Origin of the sequence: Arthrobacter sp. MW3 TE3886 (assembly GCF_041262145.1) — a bacterium.
Classification (GTDB): Bacteria; Actinomycetota; Actinomycetes; order Actinomycetales; family Micrococcaceae; genus Arthrobacter.
The window spans coordinates 2,034,052-2,059,687 of the sequence record NZ_JBGCAN010000001.1 but is presented as its reverse complement, the minus strand read 5'-3'; the positions used below and the strand labels follow the sequence as shown (position 1 = coordinate 2,059,687).

At 68.3% G+C, this 25,636-nt stretch carries 26 protein-coding genes, 6 tRNA genes, 2 pseudogenes and 1 riboswitch; of the genes and pseudogenes, 17 read left to right on the top strand and 17 right to left on the bottom strand.

What is annotated here, in order from left to right:
* The first annotated feature begins 74 nt into the window (after positions 1–74).
* On the top strand, positions 75–719 hold the full coding sequence (locus ABH915_RS09360) for a TIGR03085 family metal-binding protein (RefSeq protein WP_018772466.1): 645 nt from the start codon (positions 75–77) through the stop codon (positions 717–719).
* A gap of 109 nt (positions 720–828) precedes the next feature.
* Here ABH915_RS09360 and hisF read toward each other — a convergent pair whose 3' ends face one another.
* From hisF to ABH915_RS09285, 15 genes and pseudogenes are all read right to left on the bottom strand, one after another.
* Positions 829–1,605 (bottom strand): imidazole glycerol phosphate synthase subunit HisF, encoded by a 777-nt coding sequence (gene hisF / locus ABH915_RS09355; protein WP_370120216.1) that lies wholly within the window; start codon positions 1,603–1,605, stop codon positions 829–831.
* Positions 1,606–1,677: 72 nt separating this feature from the next.
* Entirely contained in the window at positions 1,678–2,520 is an 843-nt protein-coding gene (gene hisG / locus ABH915_RS09350) for an ATP phosphoribosyltransferase (RefSeq protein WP_026266261.1), read from the bottom strand.
* 105 nt (positions 2,521–2,625) lie between these two features.
* The gene (locus tag ABH915_RS09345) at positions 2,626–2,889 is read right to left on the bottom strand and encodes a phosphoribosyl-ATP diphosphatase (RefSeq protein ID WP_018772463.1); all 264 of its coding nucleotides are present in this window, start codon (positions 2,887–2,889) and stop codon (positions 2,626–2,628) included.
* Positions 2,890–3,078: 189 nt separating this feature from the next.
* Positions 3,079–3,564, bottom strand: coding sequence for a 6,7-dimethyl-8-ribityllumazine synthase (gene ribH / locus ABH915_RS09340; RefSeq protein WP_026536976.1), 486 nt, complete (start codon positions 3,562–3,564; stop codon positions 3,079–3,081).
* A gap of 45 nt (positions 3,565–3,609) precedes the next feature.
* A complete protein-coding gene (gene ribA, locus ABH915_RS09335; RefSeq protein WP_018772461.1) occupies positions 3,610–4,272 on the bottom strand; it encodes a GTP cyclohydrolase II in 663 nt (220 codons plus the stop codon).
* 46 nt (positions 4,273–4,318) lie between these two features.
* A pseudogene (ribB, locus tag ABH915_RS09330) lies at positions 4,319–5,039 on the bottom strand (3,4-dihydroxy-2-butanone-4-phosphate synthase).
* Complete coding sequence (locus ABH915_RS09325) at positions 5,036–5,722, bottom strand: riboflavin synthase (RefSeq protein WP_370120211.1); 687 nt, start codon at positions 5,720–5,722, stop codon at positions 5,036–5,038. The pseudogene ribB and the gene ABH915_RS09325 overlap by 4 nt, the downstream one beginning before the upstream one ends.
* Positions 5,722–6,810 carry a bifunctional diaminohydroxyphosphoribosylaminopyrimidine deaminase/5-amino-6-(5-phosphoribosylamino)uracil reductase RibD gene (ribD, locus tag ABH915_RS09320; protein WP_370124977.1) on the bottom strand — a complete coding sequence of 363 codons (1,089 nt, stop codon included), beginning with the start codon at positions 6,808–6,810 and terminating at the stop codon, positions 5,722–5,724. The genes ABH915_RS09325 and ribD overlap by 1 nt, the downstream gene beginning before the upstream one ends.
* 146 nt (positions 6,811–6,956) lie before the next feature.
* A complete protein-coding gene (gene pnuC / locus ABH915_RS09315; RefSeq protein ID WP_370120208.1) occupies positions 6,957–7,655 on the bottom strand; it encodes a nicotinamide riboside transporter PnuC in 699 nt (232 codons plus the stop codon).
* Between the two features lie 94 nt (positions 7,656–7,749).
* Positions 7,750–7,901: riboswitch (FMN riboswitch) on the bottom strand.
* A gap of 119 nt (positions 7,902–8,020) precedes the next feature.
* On the bottom strand, positions 8,021–8,677 hold the full coding sequence (rpe, locus tag ABH915_RS09310) for a ribulose-phosphate 3-epimerase (protein ID WP_018772456.1): 657 nt from the start codon (positions 8,675–8,677) through the stop codon (positions 8,021–8,023).
* 67 nt (positions 8,678–8,744) lie between these two features.
* Positions 8,745–10,311 (bottom strand): annotated as a pseudogene (locus ABH915_RS09305) (RsmB/NOP family class I SAM-dependent RNA methyltransferase).
* Positions 10,308–11,228, bottom strand: a complete 921-nt coding sequence (gene fmt / locus ABH915_RS09300) for a methionyl-tRNA formyltransferase (RefSeq protein WP_370120204.1) — start codon at positions 11,226–11,228, stop codon at positions 10,308–10,310. Before fmt ends, ABH915_RS09305 begins: the two are co-directional and overlap by 4 nt.
* Positions 11,225–11,797 carry a peptide deformylase gene (gene def, locus ABH915_RS09295; protein ID WP_370120201.1) on the bottom strand — a complete coding sequence of 191 codons (573 nt, stop codon included), beginning with the start codon at positions 11,795–11,797 and terminating at the stop codon, positions 11,225–11,227. The genes fmt and def overlap by 4 nt, the downstream gene beginning before the upstream one ends.
* Positions 11,798–11,879: 82 nt before the next feature.
* The gene (locus ABH915_RS09290; RefSeq protein ID WP_370120199.1) at positions 11,880–12,725 is read right to left on the bottom strand and encodes a cytochrome; all 846 of its coding nucleotides are present in this window, start codon (positions 12,723–12,725) and stop codon (positions 11,880–11,882) included.
* An 86-nt stretch (positions 12,726–12,811) separates the two neighbouring features.
* Positions 12,812–12,883 (bottom strand) — tRNA-Val (locus tag ABH915_RS09285).
* Positions 12,884–13,260: 377 nt separating this feature from the next.
* Between ABH915_RS09285 and ABH915_RS09280 the strand changes: the two genes are divergently transcribed.
* The 7 genes from ABH915_RS09280 to ABH915_RS09250 all read left to right on the top strand — a co-directional run bounded on the left by ABH915_RS09280 (position 13,261) and on the right by ABH915_RS09250 (position 15,342).
* A tRNA-Gly gene (locus ABH915_RS09280) sits at positions 13,261–13,333 on the top strand.
* Between the two features lie 46 nt (positions 13,334–13,379).
* A tRNA-Cys gene (locus tag ABH915_RS09275) sits at positions 13,380–13,450 on the top strand.
* A 39-nt stretch (positions 13,451–13,489) separates the two neighbouring features.
* Positions 13,490–13,564 (top strand) — tRNA-Val (locus ABH915_RS09270).
* 55 nt (positions 13,565–13,619) lie between these two features.
* Positions 13,620–13,692 (top strand) — tRNA-Gly (locus ABH915_RS09265).
* Between the two features lie 38 nt (positions 13,693–13,730).
* A tRNA-Val gene (locus tag ABH915_RS09260) sits at positions 13,731–13,805 on the top strand.
* A gap of 240 nt (positions 13,806–14,045) precedes the next feature.
* On the top strand, positions 14,046–14,315 hold the full coding sequence (locus ABH915_RS09255; protein WP_018772451.1) for an antitoxin: 270 nt from the start codon (positions 14,046–14,048) through the stop codon (positions 14,313–14,315).
* A gap of 346 nt (positions 14,316–14,661) precedes the next feature.
* A complete protein-coding gene (locus ABH915_RS09250; protein WP_370120196.1) occupies positions 14,662–15,342 on the top strand; it encodes a VOC family protein in 681 nt (226 codons plus the stop codon).
* 161 nt (positions 15,343–15,503) lie between these two features.
* On the opposite strand, the gene zapE is transcribed toward ABH915_RS09250, so the two are convergent.
* On the bottom strand, positions 15,504–16,541 hold the full coding sequence (gene zapE / locus ABH915_RS09245) for a cell division protein ZapE (RefSeq protein ID WP_018772448.1): 1,038 nt from the start codon (positions 16,539–16,541) through the stop codon (positions 15,504–15,506).
* A gap of 226 nt (positions 16,542–16,767) precedes the next feature.
* Between zapE and ABH915_RS09240 the strand changes: the two genes are divergently transcribed.
* From ABH915_RS09240 to ybaK, 3 genes are all read left to right on the top strand, one after another.
* Entirely contained in the window at positions 16,768–17,685 is a 918-nt protein-coding gene (locus tag ABH915_RS09240) for a sulfurtransferase (protein WP_370120193.1), read from the top strand.
* Positions 17,686–17,755: 70 nt separating this feature from the next.
* The gene (locus ABH915_RS09235; RefSeq protein ID WP_370120190.1) at positions 17,756–18,229 is read left to right on the top strand and encodes a SufE family protein; all 474 of its coding nucleotides are present in this window, start codon (positions 17,756–17,758) and stop codon (positions 18,227–18,229) included.
* 27 nt (positions 18,230–18,256) lie between these two features.
* The gene (gene ybaK / locus ABH915_RS09230; protein ID WP_370120188.1) at positions 18,257–18,754 is read left to right on the top strand and encodes a Cys-tRNA(Pro) deacylase; all 498 of its coding nucleotides are present in this window, start codon (positions 18,257–18,259) and stop codon (positions 18,752–18,754) included.
* A gap of 49 nt (positions 18,755–18,803) precedes the next feature.
* Here ybaK and ABH915_RS09225 read toward each other — a convergent pair whose 3' ends face one another.
* A complete protein-coding gene (locus tag ABH915_RS09225) occupies positions 18,804–20,168 on the bottom strand; it encodes an alpha/beta hydrolase family protein (protein ID WP_370120186.1) in 1,365 nt (454 codons plus the stop codon).
* Positions 20,169–20,305: 137 nt separating this feature from the next.
* On the opposite strand from ABH915_RS09225, the gene ABH915_RS09220 reads away from it, so the two are divergent.
* From ABH915_RS09220 to ABH915_RS09195, 6 genes are all read left to right on the top strand, one after another.
* The gene (locus tag ABH915_RS09220) at positions 20,306–20,794 is read left to right on the top strand and encodes a hypothetical protein (protein ID WP_018772443.1); all 489 of its coding nucleotides are present in this window, start codon (positions 20,306–20,308) and stop codon (positions 20,792–20,794) included.
* Positions 20,795–20,910: 116 nt separating this feature from the next.
* Positions 20,911–21,345, top strand: coding sequence for a peptide-methionine (R)-S-oxide reductase MsrB (gene msrB / locus ABH915_RS09215; protein WP_043422396.1), 435 nt, complete (start codon positions 20,911–20,913; stop codon positions 21,343–21,345).
* A 164-nt stretch (positions 21,346–21,509) separates the two neighbouring features.
* Entirely contained in the window at positions 21,510–22,931 is a 1,422-nt protein-coding gene (locus ABH915_RS09210; protein ID WP_370120184.1) for a DUF6421 family protein, read from the top strand.
* Positions 22,928–23,665 carry an SDR family oxidoreductase gene (locus ABH915_RS09205; protein WP_370120181.1) on the top strand — a complete coding sequence of 246 codons (738 nt, stop codon included), beginning with the start codon at positions 22,928–22,930 and terminating at the stop codon, positions 23,663–23,665. The genes ABH915_RS09210 and ABH915_RS09205 overlap by 4 nt, the downstream gene beginning before the upstream one ends.
* Before the next feature lie 102 nt (positions 23,666–23,767).
* Positions 23,768–24,856 (top strand): low specificity L-threonine aldolase, encoded by a 1,089-nt coding sequence (locus ABH915_RS09200; protein WP_026536992.1) that lies wholly within the window; start codon positions 23,768–23,770, stop codon positions 24,854–24,856.
* 72 nt (positions 24,857–24,928) lie between these two features.
* Positions 24,929–25,576 (top strand): DUF3000 domain-containing protein, encoded by a 648-nt coding sequence (locus tag ABH915_RS09195; RefSeq protein ID WP_370120179.1) that lies wholly within the window; start codon positions 24,929–24,931, stop codon positions 25,574–25,576.
* The last annotated feature ends 60 nt before the right edge of the window (positions 25,577–25,636 follow it).

Below are 25,636 nucleotides of genomic sequence, written 5' to 3'. Positions count from 1 at the left end.
TGGGGCCGCCAGGCGCGGTTGCGGCGGCGATTCCTGTGCCCACGTACGGCCGTCTCGTGCTAGTTTCACAAGTGATGCATTTCGTCGAACCGTCCCGAGAAGTCCTGGCCGAAACCCTGCTGGCGGCCGGCCCTGATGCCGCCACGCTCTGCACAGGTTGGCTCACCCGCGACCTTGCCGCGCACTTGTACCTGCGCGAGCGGAAAATCGCCGTCGGACTGGGCCTGCTGATCAAGCGCCTGTCCAAGGCCTCGGACCAGGCGACGGCCGAACTGGCGGGCACGTTGAAGACCACCGAGGACTACGCCAAGCTGGTCAACGACTTCCGGGCAGGTCCCCCGGCGCTGTCCCCGCTGCGGATCAAGGCCCTGGACGAAAGCTCCAACCTGATCGAGTACTTCGTGCACACCGAGGACGTCCGCCGCGCCGTGGACCGCTGGGCCCCGCGGGCCCTGGACCAGGCCTACTCGGACGCCTTGTGGGCTGAGCTCGTCAAGCGCGCCGCGATCCTGTACCGCGGCGTGGACCTGGGCATTGTGCTGGTGAGCCCCTCGGGCCCGCGGCACGTCGCCAAACGCGCCCCCGTGTCCGTGGCCATCGTCGGCGAACCGGGCGAGCTGCTCATGCACGCCCACGGCCGCACCCGCCACGCCCTCGTGACCTTCGAAGGCCAGCCCGACGCCGTCGCGCTCCTGCAGTCCGCCGAAGTCGGCCTCTAACTCCCACCAACGCTAACAAAGCAACGCGGGGTCACTTACCGCCCATAATCCCCTTCGGGACGGGCGCTAAGTGACCCCGCGTTGGTTTAAAGCGGGTGGCGGGTGGGGACTAGCGGACTTCGAAGCCTGCGTCCCGGATCGCGGCCTTGACCTGCGCAATCATGTCCAGCGGGCCGAAGTGGAAGACCGAGGCCGCGAGGACGGCGTCGGCGCCTGCTGCCACGGCCGGCGGGAAGTGCTCCGGCTTGCCGGCGCCGCCGGAGGCGATGAGCGGGACCTTGACCCCGGCCCGCGCCAGGCGGATGAGATCCAGGTCGAAGCCGTCCTTGGTGCCGTCGGCGTCGATCGAGTTCAGCAGGATTTCGCCCACTCCGCGGTCGGCCGCTTCCCGCGCCCAGGCGATCGCGTCGATTCCGGTCCCCTGCCGTCCGCCGTGCGTGGTGACCTCGAAGCCTGACGGCGTGGGCTGCGAGCCCGGACGGGTGCGCCTCGCGTCGAGGGAGAGCACCAGGACCTGGGAACCGAAGTGCCGGGTGATCTCGTCGATCACGTCCGGCCGGGCCACGGCTGCGGTGTTGATCGCGGCCTTGTCCGCGCCGCAGCGCAGGAGCTTGTCCACCTCGGCCACGCCGCGGACGCCGCCGCCGACCGTCAGCGGGATGAAGACTTCCTCGGCGGTGCGGCGGACGACGTCGAACGTGGTCTCCCGGTTGCCGGAGGACGCCGTGACGTCAAGGAACGTCAGCTCATCGGCGCCGCTGTTGTCGTACCGGTGCGCCAGTTCCACCGGGTCCCCGGCGTCGCGGAGGCCCTCAAAGTTGATGCCCTTGACCACGCGGCCGGCATCGACGTCGAGGCACGGGATGACGCGCACGGCAACGGTCATGACTTCTCCTAGGTAGTGACGGAGGTTTATTGACGGAGGGGAACTGCTGGTGGAACTCGGCGGGTGTGGCGCCTAGATGCGGCAGGCGTGGATGCTGCTGACCAGGATGGCGCGGGCGCCGAGGTCGTACAGCTCGTCCATGATCCGGTTGGTTTCCCGCTTGGGCACCATCGAGCGGACGGCCACCCAGTCCGAATCGCGCAGCGGCGACACGGTGGGCGACTCCAGGCCCGGGGTGAGCCCGGCGGCCTGCTCCACGAGCTCCTTGCGGATGTCGTAGTCCATCATCACGTACTGCCGGGCCACCAGGACGCCCTGGAGCCGGCGGATCAGCACTTCCGTTGCCGGGTTCTGCTCGCCCTTGCGGCCGATCAGCACCGACTCGGAATTCAGGATCGGCTCGCCGAAGATTTCCATGCCGGCGGCTTTGAGCGTGGTGCCGGTCTCAACGACGTCGGCAATCGCGTCCGCGACGCCGAGGCGGACGGAGGATTCCACGGCGCCGTCGAGGCGGACCACCTTGGCCTTGATGCCGCGCTCGGCCAGGTAGCCGCGCAGCAGCCCGTCGTAGCTCGTGGCGAGGCGCTTGCCCTCAAGCTGGTCGATCGTGGTGAAATCGCCCACCGGGCCGGCGAAGCGGAAGGTGGAAGCGGCGAAGCCCAGCGGCAGCAGCTCCTCGGCCTCAACCTCGGCGTCGAGCAGGAGGTCGCGGCCGGTGATGCCGACGTCGAGCGTTCCCTGGCCGACATACACGGCAATATCGCGCGGGCGCAGGAAGAAGAACTCAATGTCGTTGTCCGGGTCCACCATGACAAGCTCGCGGGTGTCGCGGCGCTGGCGGTAGCCGGCCTCGGCAAGCATGGCCGAGGCGGCTTCGGACAGGGATCCCTTGTTCGGGACGGCAACTCTAAGCATGGGAAAAAGTCTCTCTTGGGTTTGGAAGTCTCTGTTGGGGCACATCGGCCACGCAGTGCACGGGATCCGCCAGCTAGGTCATGGCGGTGTCCGGTGCGGGCGCGGCTACAGATGCTTGTAGACGTCTTCCAGGGTGAGTCCTTTGGCGAGCATCAGAACCTGCAGGTGGTACAGCAGCTGGGAAATTTCCTCGGCGGCGGCCTCATCGGATTCATACTCGGCAGCCATCCAAACCTCGGCTGCTTCCTCCACGACCTTCTTGCCGATGCCGTGGACTCCGGAATCCAGTTCGGCGACGGTGCGGGAGCCCTCCGGGCGGACGGCTGCCTTTTCACTCAGTTCTGCGAACAGCGACTCGAAATTCTTCACGCCCCCAAGCCTACTTGCTTCCGGCGCGGGAACGCCCGCCGGGGCGTTGCATGACGGCGAAGGTGTGAGGCAATACATATCCAGCACATCTATCACTGTCAATACAGTCACTACGGTCAATACGGCCAACACAGCCGGCGCGGGCGGCCAGGGTGGAGCCCGCGCCGGCAAAAGCTGCAGCGTGGCGGCTCAGCCGAACTGCTGGAGCGTCACTGCCGTGGCCAGGGCGGCGGTAACGGCCTCGTGCCCCTTGTCCTCGGTGGATCCGGGCAGGCCGGCCCGGTCGATCCCCTGCTGCTCGGTGTCGCACGTCAGCACGCCGAAGCCCACGGGGACGCCGGTGCGGACGCTGACCTCGGTCAGGCCCAGGGTGGCCGCCTCGCAGACATATTCGAAGTGCGGAGTGCCGCCCCGGATGACGACGCCGAGCGCCACGACGGCGTCGAAGTGCGGTGCCAGCCGGGCGGCCGCGACCGGGAGCTCAAATGTGCCCGGCACGCGCAGGACGGTCGGCTCATTGATGCCGGCGTCCTTGGCGGCGCGCAGGGCGCCGTCGAGGAGGCCGTCCATGATCTGGGTGTGCCAGCTCGCGGCCACGATGGCCAGTTTGAGCCTTGAGGTTTCCTCGGGCTTGAAGGTGCTGAGGTCGATCTGGGGGGCGCCGTGGCCGCTCATAGGGTATTCCTTGCTGTTGTGTCTGGTGGTTGTGCTGCTGCCCGGTCAGTCCTGGTCGTGCTCGAATCCGGAGAGGCCCACGGCCGGGGCGGGTTCAACGTCCAGGACCAGGCGGTGGTCCATCCGGTCCTTCTTCGTCTGCAGGTAGCGGATGTTCTGCTCCCGGGAGGGGACCTCCGTGGGGACCATCTCCACTACCTTGACGCCTGCCTGCGCGAGCCGGTCCTGCTTGTCCGGGTTGTTGCTCAGCAGCCGGATCTCGTGGAGACCCATTTCCGCGAGGATCTGGGCCGCGGCCTTGTAGCAGCGCGCGTCGACCGGCAGCCCGAGCTGCTCGTTGGCCTCCACGGTGTCAAACCCGGCCTCCTGCAACGCGTAGGCCTTCATCTTGTTCGCCAGGCCGATCCCGCGGCCCTCCTGGCCGCGCAGGTACAGCAGGGTGCCGCCGAGTTCGTTGATCAGTTCGAGGGCATAGGCCAACTGCTCGCCGCAGTCGCAGCGGTAAGAGCCAAACACATCGCCCGTCAGGCACTCCGAATGGAGGCGGACCAGGGGCGCCTGCCCGTCAACCGGGGCCATCGGTGAACTGACCGCCAGGTGTTCCGCGCCGGTGGCCAGGTCGGTCCAGGCCTGCGCCACGAAATCGCCAAAGGCGGTGGGCAGCTGGACGATCGGTCCTGCGCTGACCGGATGCGGCTGACGGGCCATGTCCGTCTCTTCTTGGGTCTCCGAAGTCGTCACTATTTCTCCTCCATCAGACAGGATCCGCTGTGTGGCTGCCGTGCTGTCCCGCTTCAAGGTACGCCACCAGATCCGCAATCGAAATCAGGGGGCAGCCATGCTCGATGGCGAAGCCGCGCAATCCGTCCAGCCGCATCATTTCTCCGTTGTCGTACACGAGCTCTGCAATCACGCCCACGGGCTCCAGGCCCGCCAGCCGGCACAGGTCCACGGCCGCCTCGGTGTGGCCGGGACGTTCCCGCACTCCCCCCTTAACGGCGCGGAGGGGAAAAACATGCCCGGGGCGGGTCAATGAATTTGGCCGGCTTTGCGGGTCGGCCAGGATCCGGGCCGTCAGGGCGCGGTCCGTGGCGGAAATTCCGGTTGCTGACACCCACGGCGGCGTCGCAGGACACGGTGTAGGCGGTGCCCTTGGCGTCCTCGTTGATTGCCACCATGGGCGGCAGCGCGAGGGCGTCGGCCCGGTCCGCGTCGAGCGGCACGCAGATCACTCCGGAGCTGTAGCGGACGGTCCAGCCCATCAGCGCCGGGGTGGCGTGCTCGGCGGCGAAAATGATGTCGCCTTCGTTCTCGCGGTCCTCGTTGTCCACCACCAGCACAGGGCGCCCGGCTGCCATGGCGCTGATGGCGTCCTCGATCGGATCGAGGCCAGCACGCCCGGTGCCGGTGCCGGCAGCGGCGGCGGGGAGCACGTCGGCCAGGTCGTGGCCGGGCTGGTCCTTGACCCGGCTCATTTCGCAGGCCCGTCCGTGCGGGCGGCTTCTCCGGCGGAACCTTCGGCCGCCCGGTGCGCGGCGGGCGACGTACCGCCGGCAAAGGACAGCAGGCGTTCGGTGTACTTCGCCAGGACATCGACCTCGAGGTTTACGTGGCCGCCGAGCGTTTTTTGGCCCAGGCCGGTCTCGGCCAGGGTGGTGGGGATCAGCCCCACTTCAAACCAGGGCGCCGGGTCGTTGGCCGGGCTGACTGTCGTGACGGTGAGGGAGACGCCGTCGACGGCGATGGATCCCTTTTCGGCGATGTACCGGGCCAGCCCGGCCGGCACCGAGAACCGGAGCCGGTCCCAGTTGCCAAGCCCTTCACGCTCCACGAGCTGGCCGACGCCGTCGACATGTCCCTGCACCACGTGGCCGTCAAGTCGTCCCCCGGCGGGGACGCAGCGTTCCAGGTTGACGGGATCGCCTGCAGCGAGCTCTCCGATGGTGCTGCGGTTGAGGGTCTCGCCCATGACGTCGACGCTGAAGTCCCTGCCGTCGATCTGCGTGGCGGTGAGGCAGACGCCGTTGACCGCAATGGAACCACCCAGGGCGAGGCCGTCCGTGGTGCCGGGCGCGTGGAGCCGAACGGTGGCGCTGCTGTCCCCGTTGCGTTCAACGGACAGCACCTTCCCCTGCTCGGCGATAATTCCGGTAAACATCAATTGCCTCCTGCGGCGGTGTCCGCGCCGGTGCGGCGCGGGGTTGTATCGGATGAGGTAGGGGTGGCGGCCGGGCTAGCCGGGGCAGCCGGGCGAAGATGCAGCCGCAGGTCGCGGCCGAGGACCTGGACGGCGCCGCCGGATGCCGGGTCCCATTCCCAGTGCTGGGCATCGGCCAAGGTAGTGATGCCGAGGTCGTCCAGGGCGGCAGTACCGGAGCCAAGCAGTGTCGGCGCCAGGTAGACGATGAGTTCGTCGACCAGGCCGGCGGCCAGGAAAGCGCTCAGGATCCGGGAGCCGCCCTCCACCATGAGGTGCCGGACGCCGTGTGCGAACAGCTCGTCCAGGGCCTCGCGCGGGTCGCGGGTGGCCAGGTGCAGGACGTTGCCGTCGGCTCCGTGGATGGCGGCGTCGTCGGGAATGCCCCGGTACCCCATGACGGCGCGCAGCGGCTGTTTGCCGGCCGGTTCGCCCTCGGTGTTCCGGGCGGTGAGCCGGGGGTTGTCGATCAGGACCGTCTGGGTGCCCACCAGGATGGCGTCAATCCGGCCGCGCAGGGCGTGGTTGTCCGCGAGCGATTCCGGGCTGGAGATCCACTGGCTGGTGCCGTCGCTGGCGGCGATGCGGCTGTCAAGGGTCTGGGCGATATGCAGGGTGACGAAGGGCCGTTTGGCGGCGACGGCGTCGAACCAGCGCCGGTTCAGGTCCAGCGCCGCATCGGCTGCCAGCCCGGAGCGGACGCGGACGCCCGCGGCGCGGAGCGTCACGGCGCCGCCGGCGGCCGGGTCGTGGGGATCGTCGACGGCGTAGATGACGTCGGCGATGCCGGCGTCGATGATCGCCTGCGCGCAGGGCCCGGTGCGCCCGCAGTGGTTGCAGGGCTCCAGCGTCACCACGATCGCCGCGCCGCGGAGGTCCCGGCCCGCCGCCTTCGCCTGGCCGATCGCGTCAGCCTCGGCATGGGCAGTCCCGGCTCCGCGGTGGTATCCGGTGGCGAGGTGCGTCCCGTCGGCCCCGACGACGACGGCTCCCACGAGTGGGTTGGCGCCCCGCGGGCCCTGCGCCGCGGCGGCCAGGGCGGCCTGCATCGCAGCGTTTTCGGCCGCGCTGAACGGGGCGTCGTCGAACGGGGCGTGGTCGAACGGGGCGGCGTCGAAGGAGGCAGCGCCGAACGAAGCGGTGCCGCGCGGGGCCGCGCTGGATCCGGCGCTCACGCCGGCGCTGTTGGGGGCGCTCACCTGGCCACCAGCGGCTCAAGGGATGCGGTTTCGACCGTGGCCGGCCGGTTCGCCAGCTTCGAGGCACGCCACCAGACAAAGAACCCGGTCAGGGTGAAGAAGCCGTAGAAGAGGTACATGACGGCGCTGGCGTAGTAGCCCGCGCTGAACAGCAGTGGCACACCGACGATGTCCACCGCCACCCAGATGAGCCAGAACTCCGTCCAGCCGCGCGCCATCCCGTAGGTCGCCAGCAGCGAGCCCATGAACGTCCAGGCGTCGGCCCAGACCGGCGGGTAGGACCCGAGGGAGTCGAAGACCGGGGTAAGCGCCGCGGTGCCGGCCACGAGACTGAGGGCCAGAATCACCCGGGTCCGGTTGCTGGCCCAGCGCGGCGCGAGGACCGCCCCGCTGCTGGCGGGCTGCCTGCCCTGCTGCCAGCGGTACCAGCCGTAGACGGCGACGCCGATGAACATGACCTGGCGTCCGGCCTGGCCCCACAGCGTGGCGGGCGTGGCGGAACCGAAGACGTTGCCCAGGAAGACCGTCAGGAGCAGCAAGTTGCCGGCGATGCCGACGGGCCAAGCCCAGACCCGGCGGCGCATGCCGCCAAAGGCGCTGGCGAGGCCAAAGATGTTGCCTAGCACTTCACGAAGAATCAGGACAGATCCGCCTACCGGGATCTGCGCTTCGAAGAGCCATCGCAAGGGGTCCATGCGTGTGTCGTTCCTTCCCTCAAGAACCGCGATGGCTCCGGGGGTATACGACAGCGCAATTATGCGGCGCCGTCGGGGCGCCGCAGTAACAGCTGTACGTGCTTCTCTCATCCAGACTTTAACTGTCGGTACCGGAATTTCACCGGTTCAACCGTTTGCCGGCATCCTTCCCGAAGGAAAGCGCTGGCGCGCGGGTCGCGGACTGTCACCGCCGGTTCGGACTTACACCGACCCCGGAGCACGTATGTGTGTTGTTATTCTGACACAACTGCGGGCCCGCCCGGGCTATTCCCCGGACGCCGATGTTACGCCCGGCGTCATCTTCGCAGCAGTTCCCTGCCGGGTGCGCTGCCGGGACCGGTGCGTCAGCGGGACCCGGCCGCCCGGAGCCTTTCGACAGCCTCCGCCGGATCCGCGGCGCCGTAGACGGCTGACCCCGCAACAAAGACGTTCGCCCCCGCCTCTGCGGCGCGCACGATCGTGTCCTCGGTGATGCCGCCGTCCACCTGCAGTGCCACTGCAGCGCCGGAACCGTCAATGGCTGCCCGGGCCCGTCGGATCTTGGGCAGCGTCAGGTCCAGGAAGGACTGCCCGCCGAAGCCTGGCTCCACCGTCATGATCAAGAGCAGGTCCAGTTCCGGCAGCATGTCCAGATAGGGCTCCACGGCGGTCCCCGGACGCAGCGCCATGCCGGCTTTGGCCCCGCGGGCGCGCAGTTCCCGCGCCAATTTGATCGGCGCGATCGAGGCTTCGGCGTGGAACGTCACCGAGGCCACCCCGGCGTCGGCGAAGCCCGGCGCCCAGCGGTCCGCGTCGGCGATCATCAGGTGTGCGTCCAGCGGCACCGGGCTGACGGCCTGGATGCGCTGCACCACGGGCAGCCCGATGGTCAGGTTGGGCACGAAGTGGTTGTCCATGACGTCCACATGCACTGCATCGGCATTGCTGATACGGCGCAGTTCGGCCTCAAGGTTGACGAAGTCAGCCGAAAGGATGCTCGGGTTGATGCAGCACTGGGCCATGGATTTCCTTCTCGTTCGTACTTAGCTGGATCGTTTTTAGCTGGCAGTGCCCCAGTATCAGCGAAACTCAGGCCAACTTGCGAATCAGCGCCAGGAACATGGCGTCCGTCTGGTGCACGTGCGGCCAGAGCTGGGCGGTGAGCTCGTGCCCGGCCTCAAGGTGGCCGGTGAGGCTGACGCTGTCCAGCACGGCGCCGGCGTCGAGGAGTTCGAGGTCCCCGCGCTTGCGCAGGGCATCACTGACGACGGCGGTGGTCTCTGCCGGGTGCGGCGAACATGTCACGTACGCCACCACGCCGCCGGGCTTGACGGCGTCGATCGCAGAGTTGAGCAGCTGGCGCTGCAGCGGGCCAAGGTCCACGAGGTCCTTGGGCGTGCGCCGCCAGCGCGACTCGGGGCGCCGGCGCAGGGCCCCCAGGCCGGTGCACGGGACATCGACCAGGACACGGTCGAAGGACTCCGGCTGCTCGGCGCCGATGTCCCGGCCGTCCCCCGGTCCTGACCTCCCAGGCCTCCCGCGGGACCGCGGACAGGGCCTGGCGCACGAGTTTGGCCCGGTGCGGGGCGGATTCGTTGGCCAGCAGGTGCGCGCCCCGCTGCCGGGCCAGGGCGCCGAGCAGGGCGGCCTTGCCGCCGGGGCCGGCACAGAGATCCAGCCAGCGCTCCCCCGCGTCCCCGCTGTCCGTCCCCGCTTCGGCGCCGGGGGCCGTGCCGGGGTTTGTGCCGAGATCGACGGCGGCCATGGCGCGGGCCACGAGCTGCGAGCCGACGTCCTGGACGCGGGTGCTTCCGTCACGGACCGAGGCGAGCCGGCCAAGGTCCCCGCCGCTGGAGAGCGCGGATCCCTCGACGAGCTCACCCGGGGTGGCTCCGCTTTCCAGGGCCTCGTCCAGGCTGCCCAGGCCCGGCAGTGCCACGAGGTTCACCACGGGCGCGGCGTTGTCCGCTTCGAGCAGCTCGTCAATCTCAGCAGCCGGCCGGCCGTGGATCACGAGCGACTGGCGGAGCGCGCGGACGATCCATTCAGGGTGGGCATAACGGATGGACGCGATCCGGGTGGCATCGGTCTCGGTGCTGAGCAGCAGGTCGAGCCACTCATCGAGGGTGCGGGCGGAGACTTTGCGCAGGACGGCGTTGATCAGTGCCGAGGGCCCGGCCCCGATCACGGCGCGGGCCAGCCCCACCGTCTGGTCCAGCGCGGCATGGGCGGGCACGCGCATGGCGAGCAATTGGTGCACCCCGATCCGCAGGGCATCGAGGATCGCGGGATCCAGTTCGTCCAGCGGCCGGTCCACGCACCGGGCGAGGATGGCGTCATACGTGCCCTGGCCGCGGAGGGCGCCGTAGCTGAGCTCGGTGGCGAAACCGGCGTCGCGCTTGTCCAGCCCGTGGTGCCGGATCCGGGCCGGGAGCACCAGGTTCGCGTAGGCGTCCTCGGCGGCCACGGCGCGGAGGACCTCAAAGGCAACCAGCCGGGCCGGATCGGCGCGGCGGGTCCGCTGGGACGGGGCGCTCTCGGTGAAGCCGCGCTGCGGGCCGCGGTTGCGTTCCCGGCCCTGGGCATTCCGCCGGCTGCCGCCCCCGGCGCCCTGGCCACTGCCTCGGCTGCTGCCGCTGGTCCCGGAACCGCTCATTCGAATACCACGCTTTCAAGTGTTGTCTGCCCACGCGCCCAATCAGCGGCGGCCATCATTTTCTTGCCCGCGGGCTGGACCCGCGTCAATTCCACCGGGTGCGATCCCGTACCGACGAGGACCCGTTTCCCGTCCATGGCCAGCTGCCCGGGCCGAAGCGCGGCTGAGTCCGCGGCCGGCAGGACCGGTTCCAGTTTGATCCGCTGGCCCTCCAGCAGGGTCCAGGCGCCCGGCTCCGGGGTGACCCCGCGGGCGCGGCGGCCGATCGCGAGAGCGGGCTGCTGCCAGTCGAGCCGGCCGTCCTCGAGGCTGAGTTTGGGTGCCAGGCTGACGTCGCCCTGCTGTGGCAGCGCGACGGCGTTGCCGGCGTCGATCGCGGACAGGGTCTGGGCCAGCAGGACCGCGCCGCTGTGGGAGAGCCGTTCGAGGAGTGCCCCGGCGGTATCGGCGGGGTGCACGGTCTCGGTGAGGGTCCCGAAGACCGGGCCGGTGTCCAGCCCCTCCTCCAGGCGGAAGGTGACGGCACCGGTGACGTCGTCGCCGGCGATGACGGCGCGCTGCACGGGGGCTGCGCCGCGCCAGGCCGGCAGCAGCGAGAAATGCAGGTTCACCCAGCCGTGGCGGGGAACAGCGAGGGCCGCAGGGGGAATCAGCCCGCCGTAGGCCACGATCGCCGCGACGTCCGGTGCTGCGGCGGCAATGCGGGCGGTGACCCCGGCATCGACTTTGGCGGCGTGGATGATCTCAATGCCGAGCTCTGCGGCCCTGGCGGCCACGGGCGACGGCGTCAGGACGCGTTTGCGTCCCAGCGGTGCGTCCGGGCGGGTGAGGACAGCGACGACGTCGAACCCGGCGTTAACAAGGGCGTCGAGGGACGGCACGGCGACGGCAGGGGTCCCCGCGAAGATAACCCTCACGGGGTGATTCCGAAGCTGGACCCGCCAAAGCTCGTCCCGACGCTCTTCGCGCGCTTGGTGGTTGTCTGTTCCGTGATGGCGTCGTAGTTGGCATTGCGGATGGCGCGCAGGGCGGCCTTACGGTCCTCGCCCTCGAGCCGGTCGGTGTAGAGGATCCCGTCCAGGTGGTCGGTCTCGTGCTGGAAGCAGCGCGCCAGCATGTCCTCGCCCTCGACGGCGACGGGGTTGCCCTGCAGGTCCACGCCGGTCACGCGGGTGTGGCGGTAGCGGCGGACGGGGAAGCCCAGGCCCGGGATCGACAGGCATCCCTCGACCTGGTCCGGCTGGAAGTCCTCGCTGTTTTCCAGCACGGGGTTGACGATATGGCCCTCGACGCCGCCGATCCGGTAGGTGAAGACGCGCAGGCTCACACCGACCTGGGGCGCGGCCAGGCCGGCGCCCTCGACATCCTCCATGGTTTCGGCCATGTCGGCGACGAGCTTTGCCAGTTCAGGCCCGAATTCCGTCACGGGATCGGCGACTGTGCGCAGCACAGGATCCCCGATGATGCGGATATTCAAAATGGCCATGTGCAATCTGTCCTCACGGTGGGCGGCTAGGGATCCAGTCCAGTTTAGTTGCAGCTGCCCGGCTTCTGTTCGGGGCTTCCGTTCAGCGCTTCACGGGCGGCGCCAGCGGGAGCAGTGCTGCTCCGGCGGTCGCCGTGTCGGCGGACATTTCCCACACGCGGCGCAGCGCACAGAATTTCCACCAGTGGTGCTTCAGGACCTCGGGGTTGGCCCGCTGCGGACGGACCTCGGTCTCGCCGACCGCCACGGCCAGGAGGATCGGAGACTCGCCGTGCTGCCAGGGCTCCCATTCGCCCGCCACGGGATCCACGAGGCTTTCCTCCGCCTTCATGCCCGCCACGAGCTGCATGACCACTTTGTCGTCCAGGGGTTTGACGGTGCCGTCCCGGCTGGTGCCCTTGGTCTTGTAGTCGATAAGACAGGTCCTGCCGTTGATCCGTGCCACGAGGTCCAGGGTGCCGGCATAGCCGACCGTCTTGTTCCACACCGTAATTTCCGGGGCGATGGGTTCAACGTCGAAGAGCTCCCACCATTCGTCGAAGCGCGCCGCGAAGGCTTCCTCGCCGTTGGCGGCCAGGGCCTCCCGTGTTTCCTTCATCTGGTGCGGCCGGCCGAGCGCGCGCAGCGCAACCTGCTCGCAGTAGTTGTGGACCCGGTCGCCGCGCTTGGCGGCATCGTCCCGGTACGACTCCGCCGCCTTGGCTGCCCGGCTGACCGCCTGGCGCAGTTTGGCCGGGCTCCCCAGGATGCCGGGGAGCTCGGGATCCTGGGCCAGGCTGTTCGCGCCCATATACCCGAACCAGCCATCCAGCCCGTGTGGCTGCTGGCCGATCACCGTGGTGATGGAAGGAACGGAGAACTGTGCGGACGTGGAGCGGGCGTACATGCGGCCATAGTCCGTGGCGTGGGCGAGGAGTGGAGCGGTCATATGAAGACTCTTTCACGGGGGTCAGACAACGATGAAAAGCAAAATGGCCCGCCCCGCTGAGTCAGCGGAACAGACCATTTCGTTAGTGGGCGATACTGGGTTCGAACCAGTGACCTCTTCGGTGTGAACGAAGCGCGCTACCACTGCGCCAATCGCCCTAACGACATTGAATGCTAGCCCACCCGGGCGGATTTTAGAAATCGGCCCGGCGAACCCGGCCGCGCCGCGGATCCGTGGCCAACACTCCCCATCAACAGGCCCGTGCGCGGGTAACGTCCACCAATCCTCCACGGGCACCCACTCCTCCCAGGACGTGGTGCCGGGATCAGCCCCTGCACCGCTTCGGGCCACCGCTGGGGACCGCCGCAAATTACAGCGCTGTAATTAGCAAAATCCCCTAGAACTCAGGGAAGCAGGGCCATGGAACATGGGTGGACGCGCCTCGATTTGTAGATTCCCAGAACCTCCTATAGAGTTCTTACTCGTTGGAACGCGAGGAAATGCCGAATGCGGCAAGGAAATGCACACCAACAATGCGGACGTAGCTCAGCTGGTAGAGCACCACCTTGCCAAGGTGGATGTCGCGAGTTCGAATCTCGTCGTCCGCTCGCAGGACACTGTCACGGCAAAGGTTCTTCGGAATCCTGTCTACACGGTGGGTTGGCCGAGAGGCGAGGCAGCGGCCTGCAAAGCCGTATACACGGGTTCGAATCCCGTACCCACCTCGGTGAAAACCCTGGTTTCCGGTTTCGATCGGATGCAAGGGGCGATTGGCGCAGCGGTAGCGCGCTTCCCTGACACGGAAGAGGTCACTGGTTCGATCCCAGTATCGCCCACCAGAGCAAGGCAACTTGCTTGATGCAGTACCACCGGCCCCGCCGGCATGGACTAAATGCGGACGTAGCTCAGCTGGTAGAGCACCACCTTGCCAAGGTGGATGTCGCGAGTTCGAATCTCGTCGTCCGCTCTCTTCATTACAACTCCACTCCGGATCCTTCCGGTTGCGGGCGATTGGCGCAGCGGTAGCGCGCTTCCCTGACACGGAAGAGGTCACTGGTTCGATCCCAGTATCGCCCACCACAAGAGCAGCTCCCCCGGAGCTGCTCTTTTTTGTGTATTTCTTTTGTGTACTTCTTTTGTGTTCCTCTTTGTGTACTTCGCTCGTGCACTGCGGATTGGTGCACTCCGGGCCCTTCTACCCTGTGCACCCGGTCTTCCACCTTTTATCCTCTGGGCGGACACCCTTGGCACCCCCGCCACCTCCCGCTAGGGTAGAGAGCGCTAGGAGCGATCTGGCTCCGCGACCGAAGGGAGGTGCCCGTGGGTTTACTTGACGATCTAAAGGGCAAGGCTCAGCAAGTTATTGGTGGCAACGAAGAAGCCATCAAGGACGGCATCGAAAAGGCAGGCGACTTCGTCGACTCCAAGACCGGCGGAAAGCACGCCGACAAGATCGATGCCGTGCAGCGTGGCGCTTCCGACTTCGTGGACAAGGCGAACGACCGGCCGAACCCGGCCCCGGTCGCCGATCAGACTCCCGCAGCCGGTGAGCCCCCCGTAGCCGGGGAACCCCGCCAGCCAGGCCTCTGACCCAGATCCGTCAGCGAGGTGCCGGTCCCGCCGAGAGGCGGCGCCGGCACCTCCGGCATTTAACGGCACCTCTGGCATTCAAGGCCACCCCAAACAGGCCACCCCAAACCAAGCGTTGCAGTTGGCTTCTGACATTGGAGGGCGTCGAAGTTGGAGGGCGTCGCGCCAGGACGTGTCTCCCAATGGTTGGGTTGCAGGACAACCAAATGCTCTCTCCAGGCCAATCAGAGCTAGTTGCTCGCCAGTTATTTGTCCCTTGGGGACAGCTTTACCGGGCCCTGTAGGCGAGTCGCCGGCAGGGGCACCGGGCCGATCTGTGGAACGCCCCGAGCGGTACGGTTGAGTTGTGAACGCCGTTATCGATCACCTGGTCATCGCCGCCGATTCGCTGGAACAGGGCGCAGCCTGGTGCGGGGCAACGTTCGGCGTTCAGCCCTCCGGTGGTGGCAAGCATCCGTTGATGGGTACTCACAACCAAGTGATTGCCGTCAGCAGCGAGAGCTTCCCCGATTGCTACCTCGAGGTCATCGCGATCGATCCCGACGCGCCGGCGCCGGGGAGGCCGCGCTGGTTCGGGCTCGACCGCCCCGAGGTGCGCGAGGCTGTCCGCGAATCCCCTAGGCTGGTGCACGCAGTGGCGCGCACGCGCAAGATCGAGATGCTGCGCAGGGACCTTGCCAACTTCGCCCTCAACCCTGGCGAGTTGCTGGCAGCGCAGCGCGACACGCCTCACGGACTGTTGAAGTGGCGAATCACAGTCCGCGACGACGGCCGCACTGAATGCGCAGGCGCGCTGCCCAGCTTGATCGAATGGGAGGGGCAACATCCGTGTGCCCACATGCCCCTCACGGATGTGGCGCTGCAGGGCCTGGTGCTGCGCGGCGTTCCGCCCCAGGCGGTCGACGTGCTGAAGCTACCGGCCGTTCACACGAGCCCGATCGACGCTGCGCAGAACGCACCGCTCACCGCGACGCTGGAATCGCCGCGTGGCCGTGTTGTGCTCGATGCGTGGCACGTCGGAGCCTGAACAGCGCGCGTACAAGCGGCGCAACGTCGTCGAGCGCAGCCTCAACGCCATCAAGCATTGGCGGTCCCCGTCCACCCGCCATGACAAACTCGCCCTCCCCTACCGCTCAGCCGCGGACCTGCACACCGCCGTCAACCGGAGCGCCCTATTGGGAGTCGGCGCTAGGACGGCTCGTGGTTTTGGCCCTCGCGGGCCAGCGCGGTGAGCCTGGAGACGGCGCGGAAGTACTTCTTCATGTACCCGCCGGTCATCATTTCCTCGGTGAACAGCTGGTCGAACGGCACACCGCTGGCAAGGATGGGCACGTCCTTGTCGTACAACCGGTCCGCCAGCACCACAAAGCGCAGCGCAACGGCCTGCTCGGTAATCGTGTGCACGTTCTTCCAGACGACGCCCTCGATCCCCTCCAGCAGCTGGCGGTAGCGGCTCGGGTGCACGCCGGCCAGGTGGTTGATCAGCGTGCTGAACTCATCGCGGGCCACGGTCTTGCCGTCGAACTCGGCATGCATCTGGTGGGTCAGGTCATCATTGCGCAGCGGCGCGGGCGCGGCCGGGAGGCCACGGTGGCGGAAGTCCTCGCCGTCGATCCGCACGACGTCGAACTGGTCCGCCAGCACCTGGATTTCGCGGGCGAAGTCGACGGCGGCGAAGCGCCCGTCCCCGAGCGATCCCGGCAGCGTGTTCGACGTGGCGGCAAGCTTTACGCCGGCGTCAGCGAGTTCACGCATGAGCCGGGACATGAGCACGGTGTCGCCCGGATCATCGAGCTCAAATTCATCGATGCAGACCAGCTTGTAGTGGCTCAGGGCCTCTACGGTCTTGCGGAAGGACAGCGCACCGACGAGGTTGGTGTATTCGACGAACGTGCCGAAGGCCTTGGGTCCGGGGGCGGCGTGCCACAGCGAAGCCAGCAGGTGGGTCTTGCCCACGCCGAATCCGCCGTCGAGGTAGATCCCGGCCCGGGACGTGTCCTTCTTGCCGAAGAGCCGCTTGAACAGGCCGTCGCCGTCGCGTGCGCCCACGCCCGCCGCAAAATGCTGCAGCGCATGGACCGCATGGGCCTGGCTGGGCTGGGCGGGATCGGGGCGGTAGCTTGAAAACGACACCTCACCGAACCGCGGCGACGGATAGAACCCATTGAGGAGTTCATCCACGGAAACTGCCGGCGTACGGGCGGCGAGCTGTTCGATCTGTACCAAGGTGGTCCGTTCTGCTGGTCTCTTGTCCCCAGCAAGAATACCGGCAAAGCCCGCCCGGCCCGCCTGCGCGCGTGCGGACCCGCGGCCGGCGTGAGGAAGACCACATTTCCCCGTGTGAACCCGGTGGAGCATTCCCGCCGGCCCGTGACTAGTGTTGTAACAGGCCCGGCGCCGCGCACCCTTTCGGCGCCCGGCCTCCTGACCGTTCCAGTGAAAGGCCATCGCAATGCCCTACCCCGTTGAGCAGAACGAGAAATTCGCCGCCTACGCCCACCCCGACCGCCTGGTGTCCACCGAGTGGCTGGCCACGGCGATCGAGGACGGGGCCCTCGACGGCGGCAATCTCGTGGTGGTCGAATCCGATGAGGACGTCCTGCTGTACGAGACCGGCCACATCCCCGGGGCAGTGAAGATCGACTGGCACACGGACCTCAACGACGAGGTGACCCGCGATTATGTCGACGGCGAGGCCTTCGCCGCGCTGGCCGCGGCCAAGGGCATTTCCCGGGACAGCACGGTGGTCATTTACGGCGACAAGTCGAACTGGTGGGCCGCCTACGCCCTGTGGGTTTTCACGCTCTTCGGCCACGAGGACGTCCGGCTCCTGGACGGCGGCCGGGACAAGTGGATCGCGGAGGGCCGGGCGCTCTCGACCGTCACGACCGTCGCCACCCCCGCCGACTACCCGGTCGTGGAGCGGGACGACGCCCCGATCCGCGCCTTCAAGGATGACGTCCTGGCGCACTTCGGCAAGCCGCTGATCGACGTCCGCTCGACCGAGGAGTACACCGGCCAGCGGACCCACATGCCCGCCTACCCGGAAGAGGGCGCGCTGCGCGGCGGCCACATTCCCACGGCGGCCTCCATCCCCTGGGCCCGCGCGGCGGCCGGCGACGGCACCTACCGGAACCGCGGCGAGCTCGAGGCCCTGTACCTCGGCGAGGCCGGGCTGACCGAAGGCGACGACGTCGTGGCGTACTGCCGGATCGGCGAGCGGTCCAGCCACACCTGGTTTGCGCTGAAGTACCTGCTGGGCTTCGAGACCGTCCGGAACTACGACGGTTCCTGGACCGAATGGGGCAACGCCGTGCGCGTCCCGATCGTCAAGGGTGCCGAGCGCGGCGCGGTTCCGGCCGGCCGTTAGCCGCGGGCACCATGGAGCGGGACCGGACGCGACAGGGACACAATCGGCGCGCGTGCGTAAGCTGGGAATGATGAATACTTCAGCCCTCCCCGCCGCGCTGGCGGACATTGTCGACGATTTCCAGGCCCTGACCGAAGCAGAGCGGCTGCAGCTGCTCCTCGAGTTCTCGCAGGGGCTTCCCGAACTTCCGGAGCGTCTCCGGGACCACCCGGAGCTGCTCGAGCAGGTCGTGGAGTGCCAGACGCCGCTGTTCCTCACCGTCGAGACCGAACAGGCCGACGGTGCCGCTGCCGAGCGCGTCCGGCTCTACTTCAAGGCACCCAAGGAGGCCCCGACCACCCGCGGGTTTGCCGGAGTGCTCCACGAAGGACTCGACGGCCTCAGCGCCGCGGAAATCCTGGCCGTCCCGGACGACATGCCCGAACTCCTGGGCCTCACCCGGGCCATCACTCCGCTGCGCATGCGCGGAATGACGGCCATGCTCGGCCGGATCAAGCGCAAGGTCGTCGCGTCCGAAAACCGGCAGCAGCCGGCACAGTCCTGATCTCCGGCCCCACAACAGGCAGCCGACATGGCCCGCAAACACGCGTCGCAGGGAACCCCGGCCACGGCAGCACTCGCGGCCGCCGGGGTTCCCTTCGTGGCCCACCCCTACACCCATGACCCCGCGGCGGCCAGCTACGGCCTGGAAGCGGCGGAAGTGCTCGGCGTCGACCCTGCCCGGGTCTTCAAGACCCTGATGGTCGACGTCGACGGCCGGCTCGCCGTAGGCGTCGTGCCCGTGAGCGGCAACCTTGACCTCAAGGCGATGGCCGCGGCCTTGGGCGGCAAGAAGGCAGAGATGGCCGACCCGGCCGCGGCGCAGCGGCGGACCGGATACGTGCTCGGCGGCATCTCACCGCTCGGCCAGCGCCAGTCCTCCCCCACCGTGGTGGATGACAGCGCACTGGCGCTGGAGACCATCCTCGTGTCGGGCGGACGGCGCGGCCTGGACATCGAGCTGGACCCGGCCGAGCTCATTCGGCTCACGGCTGCCCGCACCGCAAGAATCGGGACCCGGCGCGACTGACCGACGTCCTCGCCGAGACGACGCTCTGCCGTGAACTATCAGTGAACTGTCAGTCCGCCGCGGCGTTCCCGGCCGCCGGCTCCTGGTCGCCGGGGTTGACGCGGGGCGCCAGCTGCTGCCGGAGCCAGGCCGAGACCTGCCTTTCCCAGCGCTCCGGGTCCACGTTCCATTCCTTGGTATGCAGGGCCCTGTCGAAGGGCTCGAAGGTGACCATCTCGGGGTTTTTCTCGGCCAGCGCCGCGGAGGGCCCGTAGGGTACGTATTCGTCGTCCACGCTGTGCACAATGAGGGTCGGCGTCCTCAGCTCCACGGCCCGCGAGACCCAGTCCATCGCTTTGAGGTCCACGGGCGCGGCCAGCCCGGTCAGCCGCCGGCCCAGGCGGTGGCTGAGCATCAGCTGCCCGTAGCGGCCCACGGAGGACGGGATCCGGTTCAGCTCCGCATGGTGGGCCAGCACGTTGACCCAGTTGATCACCGGCGCGTCCAGGACCATGGCCCGGATCAGGTGGCGGTGCCGGGAAAGGTCAGCCGTCTGGAGGCAGATCGCGCCGCCCATCGACCAGCCGAACAAAACCACCTCGCGGGCGCCCTGCTGCACGGCGTAGCCGATGGCGGCCTCGACGTCGCGCCATTCGGTGGAGCCCAGGCCGTAGCGCCCGTCGCTGGCTGACGGGGCCAGGCCGTCGTTTCGGTAGGAGATCAGCAGGCTGGACATGCCCAGTTCGCTGGCGGTCCGGACGGCCCGCAGCCCCTCCTGCCGGGTGGCCCCGCGCCCGTGCACCATGATCGCCCAGACATCCCGGGCCACATCCTCCGCCGCGGCCGGCACGGCGCGGACGAGCCAGGCCGGCGCGGTCCCGGCGTCGACGTCGATCAGCACGTCCTCCACCGGAAGCCCCAGCGCGGCCGGATCCGGGTAGGCCGCACCGCTCCACCAGCCCCGCCGGGCGGTGGCCATGTCCCCGCTGTAGACGTGCTCGACCTCGCGCAGCACGGTGCGTTCGGCCGGCGAGTAGGACAGGATCCGGCCGATCCGCGCATGCCCGCGGCCGCCGTCGAAGAAGAACCCGTACACCCCGTCCACCGTGGCGTCCGGGGTGGCGGCGAAAATGACCCGCAGCGCCCGCCCCTCGCGGATGACGGCCAGCACCTCCTGGTCCTCCGCCCGGAACCGGGCCGGGGTGATGACGCGGCGGGCGAAGTAGAGGGCGAGGGCGGAGGAGCCGGCGGCGAGCACGCCCGCGGCGGCGCTGCCGCCGATGATGCCCCCCAGCGCCCACTTGGCGCTTCCGGACGTCGCGGCGCCGGGGGCTGCAGCAACGGGCACGGCTGCTCCGCGGGCAACGGTCCGGCGGGCAGCGGTCTGGCGGAGGTCCCGGCGGAGGTCCGGGCTGAGGCGCAAGGAGGATGCCATGGCACCATTCTTACCGAAGCGCAGCCCAACCATGGCATTCGCCGGGTTTCAGGCGCACGGCCGGGCCGGTACAGACACGCCGGGGCCGGGTGGGACACAACCATGCAGGTCAAGACGAGCGCGACTAGGCTGGGGGCATGAGTGATCCAATCGTCATTTTGACAGAAGAGCCCCTCGGTGCGGATGACCGCGTCAATATCGAAACCCTGGTTGCCGGCGGTGATGCGCCCCTGCTGATCCTGGTGCCGGCCAACACCGAGCGGCACCTGGTGGTGGATTTCCTGGAAAACCTTTCCATGCTTGAAATCGCCAAGGCCTTCCGTGAACTGACGGCACACTCCGATCCCGCCGTGGAGCGGGCCGAAGCAGCCGACACCCTGGCCGCCTCGCTGGCCGCGCTGGCCGGCCTGGGCGGCGGGGTCTCCGGCGAAGTTGTCGAGGGCAAGGCCGTTGACGGCCTGGTTGCCAAGGTCAAGGAACTCAGCGCAGGACAGGCCGTGGTCATCACGCGCCCGCACGCCGTGGCCGACACGTTCCACACCGACTGGGCCACCAAGGCACAGGACAAGCTGGGGCTGCCCGTCCTGCATCTGTACGCCGGTTCGGGATTTATCGGGGACTCCTGAGCGTTATTGAGGCTATGAGCATCTTTAACAGGCCCAAATCCATGCCGTCGGCCGTGCCCGCCACCGAACCAGCGACCGAACCCGCAGCCGACCCCGCCGCCACGGCGTTCGACCAGATGCCGGCCGGGACGCCGGCCGAAAAACCCGTCGAAAAGACGGATGCCCAGTGGCGCGAGGAACTGACCCCGGAGGAGTACCGCGTGCTCCGCCAGGCCGGCACCGAGCGGCCGTACACCGGCGAATACTGGGACACCCACACCCGGGGGGTCTACAAGTGCCGGGCCTGCGGCACCGAACTCTTCACCAGCAACGAAAAGTTCGACTCGCACTGCGGCTGGCCGTCGTTCTGGGCGCCGCTCGCCGAGGGCACCGTGCGCTACATCCATGACCGCACCATGGGCATGGACCGGGTGGAAGTCCGCTGTGCCACGTGCGATTCCCACCTGGGGCATGTGTTCGACGGCGAGGGCTACGGCACCCCCACCGACCAGCGCTACTGCATCAACTCGGTTTCCCTGAAGCTCGTTCCCGCGGACGACGCCGGGCAGTAGCCGGCAGCCCTGCCTCTCCTTCCGCTGGAACGGCCTTTCAGAATCACTTGCCACAGACTTTCTTATGCTCAAGGCAATTTTGCATTAGAGCCTCTGTTTGCTTGCTACGCTCGATTTAGATCCAGCGACACGCTCCACAGCAAACAGAAAGGCGACCGTCGACGATGACCACGACCGCTCTTACCGCCCCCGCCCCGATCACCGCCGGCAACCAGGAATGGCTGCGGCTCAAGGCTGCCGCCACCGCCCTGCGCGCCCTCCAGGTCCAGGACGGATCCGTGCCGGACGCCGAAGCCCACGAAGCCGCCGCCGGCTACGTAGACACCATCACCGCGGCGGTCGCGGCCCTGGCCCCGTCCTTCCCCCATGACGCGAACTACCTGGACCTGCTGGTCACCGACTTCGGCCGCTGGGCAGCCGGCGGCTTTGGCGTACCGGACTTCCTGGATTCCCTGCAGGCCTTCCAGCCCCAGCAGCACCGGGTCAACGGACTCCAGCACCTGGTCGTGTTCCCGATGTACACCCAGAACGGCAGCAGCAGCCGCCTCGTCGAGGCGGTGCTGATCGAGGTCATCTGGCCCGAGTTCATCGGCGGCCTGGAAACGGGCGACTATTCCAACAAGCTCTTCGTCCCGATCCGGTTCCTCGACTTCACCGCGGGCTACGACACCAACTCCGCTGTTCTCTTCCCGGAGACTGTCGCCGTCCGCAAGACCCCGACGTTCACATGGGGCGCGATCTTCGCCGACCGCGAGGCAGCCCGCTTCCGCCGCGTCCTGCGCGCCGCCGCCGAGATCACCTCCCTGCAGCTGCCCGAGGACGCCGCCAGGCTCCTGGAGGACCAGGAGCTGACGCAGGAAACCTTTGTCATGTGGGACCTGATCCACGACCGCACGCACATGCGCGGGGACTTGCCCTTCGACCCGTTCATGATCAAGCAGCGCATGCCGTTCTTCCTCTACTCGCTGGAGGAGCTGCGCTGCGACCTCACCGCCTTCCGCGAATCGGTGAAGATCGAGAAGGACGAGGACGCTGACCCGGAGGCCCGCCGGCACGCCAAGCTGGTCCAGTACGCCGTGATCTTCGACCGCATCTTCCGCTTCGCCATCACCGGCACGCGCGTGCGCAACTACGACGGCCTTGGCGGCCAGCTGCTCTTCGCCTGGATGCACCAGCACCACGTCCTGCACTGGACCGACAGCAAACTCAGCATCGACTGGGACGAGGCTGCCGGCGTCGTGGTTGAACTCGGCGCCAAGATCGAGGAACTGTACTGGCGCTCGATCGACCGCCCCAAGATGGCCCACTGGCTGGCCGCCTATGAGCTCATCTCCGGCACGGTCACGCCCAACCCGGCCTCGGTCTGGGCCAAGGGTCCGGACGCCCTCCCCCTGGACGGTCCGCCTCGCGGCCTCACGGACCAGGTCCTCGACGACGAGTTCCCGCTCTCCATGTTCTACGAGGCGCTGGAGAAGAAGATGCGCCCCGTCATCGAATCCACGGCCGGCATCACAGGATCGTCAGATACCGGCACTGACACCGGATCAGTGTCCGGCGACGGCACCCGGGCCCTGAACGCCGGATGAGCGCCGGACGCACTTTGAACGTGCTGGTAACGGGGGGCAGCGGGCCGTCTGGAATCGCGACGGCCCGCGCCCTGCGCGACGCCGGCCACAGGGTCTTCACGGTCGGCTCGGATGCCACGCGCATCGAGGCAGCCGCCGCTGAGGCCGGCGACGGCGTCACGCCGCTCGTCTGCAACCTCGCCAGCCTGGCCGACGTCCGCGCCTTGCGGGAAAGCATTGCCGGCCTGGCCGGACGCGTCGACGGCGTGATCCACCTGGTGGGCGGCTGGCGCGGCGCGAAAGGCATCACGGACCAGAGCGACGACGACTGGGACTTCCTGGAGCGCAACGCCGTCACGACACTGCGGAACGTCACCCGCGTCTTCTTCGACGACCTCGCTGCCTCTGACGCCGGACGCTTCGCCATGGTGTCCTCCACGGCCGTGAGCGCCCCGACGGCGGCCGGGGCGAGCTACGCCGCGGCCAAGGCTGCTGCCGAGGCCTGGACGCTGGCGGTCGCGGACGGCTTCCGCCGGGCCCACGCCGCGACCGCCGGCACCGGCGCCCCCGGGCAGGACAGCGCCGCCGTCATCTTCGTGGTCAAAGCCCTCGTCAACGCGGAGATGCGGGCCAAGGCCCCGGACCGCAAGTTCCCGGGCTTCACGGACGTGGCTGACCTGGCCGCGGCCGCAGCCGGACTCTTCAGCGCTCCCGCCGGCGACCTGAACGGCCAGCGGCTGCTGCTCAGCCGCTGACCTGGCCCAGCGTCTGCGGCCCAGCACCTGCGGCCCTGATCCAGCGCCCCCGGGCTTAGCCCCGGCGGCCCGACCTCTTAGACTGAAAGCGTGAGCAAAACGATGACCAGCACAGTTGAAACTGTCCCTGCCGGCACTGCGGTGCGGCTCCACGATCCCTCCGTCCGAGGCTTCGCCTCGGACAACTATTCCGGCGTGCACCCGGAGGTTCTCGCTGCCCTGGCCGCCGCCAACGAAGGCCACCAGGTTTCCTACGGCGAAGACGACTACACCACGCGCCTGCAGCAGCTGATGGAAGAGCACTTCGGTGAAGGCATCGAGTGCTTCCCGGTGTTCAACGGCACCGGAGCCAACGTCCTGTCCCTGCAGTCGCTGCTCCCGCGCTGGGGTGCGGTCATTTGCGCGTCCACCGCCCACATCAACATGGACGAAAACGGTGCGCCGGAGCGGATCGGCGGCATCAAGCTGCTGCAGGTCCCCACCACCGACGGCAAGCTCACCCCCGCACTGATCGACCAGGAAGCCTGGGGCTGGGGCGATGAGCACCGTGCCCAGCCGTTGGCCGTGTCCATCACCCAGACCACCGAGCTTGGCACCTGCTACACGCCGGAGGAGGTCCGGGCCATCGCTGAGCATGTTCACGCAAAGGGCATGAAGCTGCACATGGACGGCGCCCGGCTGGCCAACGCCGCCGCCCACCTGGGCGTCCCGTTGCGGGCCTTTACCCGCGACGCCGGCGTGGACATCCTCTCCTTCGGCGGCACGAAGAACGGCCTGCTGTTCGGCGAGGTTGTGGTCGCCCTGAACCCGGAGGCCGCACACGGCCTGGTCTACCTGCGCAAGATGAACATGCAGCTGGCCTCCAAGATGCGGTTCATGTCCGCCCAGTTCATTGCCCTCCTCGAGGGTGACCTGTGGTTGCGCTCAGCCTCCCACGCCAATGCCATGGCCGCCCGGCTGCGCGCCGGCGTCGAGGCGATCCCCGGCGTCGAACTGACCCAGAAGACCGAGTCCAACGGCGTCTTCGCCGTCCTGCCGGCCGGTGTTGCGGACCGGCTGCGCAAGTCCTTCCGCTTCTACGACTGGAACGAGGCGGCCCGCGAGGTCCGCTGGATGTGCTCCTTCGACACCACCGAGGATGACGTTGATTCCTTCATTGCGGCCATCAAGCGCGAGCTCGCCGCTGCCTGAGCCGTGCACGGCTTCCCCTGCCCGGCGGCGAGCCTGCCGGGCAGGGCTCCGGCCGTTGCATAACCTTCCAAGGTGAGCTCCCTCGATCAGGTTCCGGCAGATTTCCTCTTCGCCCTGGGGACCCTTCGGCAGGCACGGTGCCGCAGCGAGCTGCACCTGGACGAAATTCCGGCCCCGTCGCGGCTGGCACCGTTTGCGGTGGCCCTGGGCGCGGAAGTGATCGGCCCGGGCGACTCCCCCGCCGGCGGACCGGTCCACGGCCCGGCCGCCGCGGCCCTGGCACGGGCGACCGGCAGCGACGACGTCGAGCTGGCCACCGGCCGCTTCATTCTGCTCCACGATCCCGACGGCTCTGCCGTGTGGGACGGGGAATTCCGGATCGTCACCTACATCCGCGCCCAGCTGGAACCCGAGATGGGCAACGACGAACTCCTCGGGTCCGTGGCGTGGACCTGGCTGGTCGAAGCGCTGGAGAACCATCAGGCTCCGTACCGTTCCGCCGGCGGCACCGCCACCCGGGTGCTCTCGGAGAGCTTTGGAACGTTGGCGGACCGGCCGAATTCAATCGACATTGAGCTCCGGGCCTCCTGGACCCCGGCCACCCCGGACATCACCTCGCACCTGGAGGCGTGGTCGGACATGGTCTGCACCTTCGCCGGACTGCCGCCCCTGCCCGAGGGCGTGACGGCCCTTCCCCGCCGCCCCCGCGGACACGCATGAGGCGCCTGTTCGGCCGCGGTCACGGCCTTATACGCCATGTTGTCGGTAAACTGTAGAGAC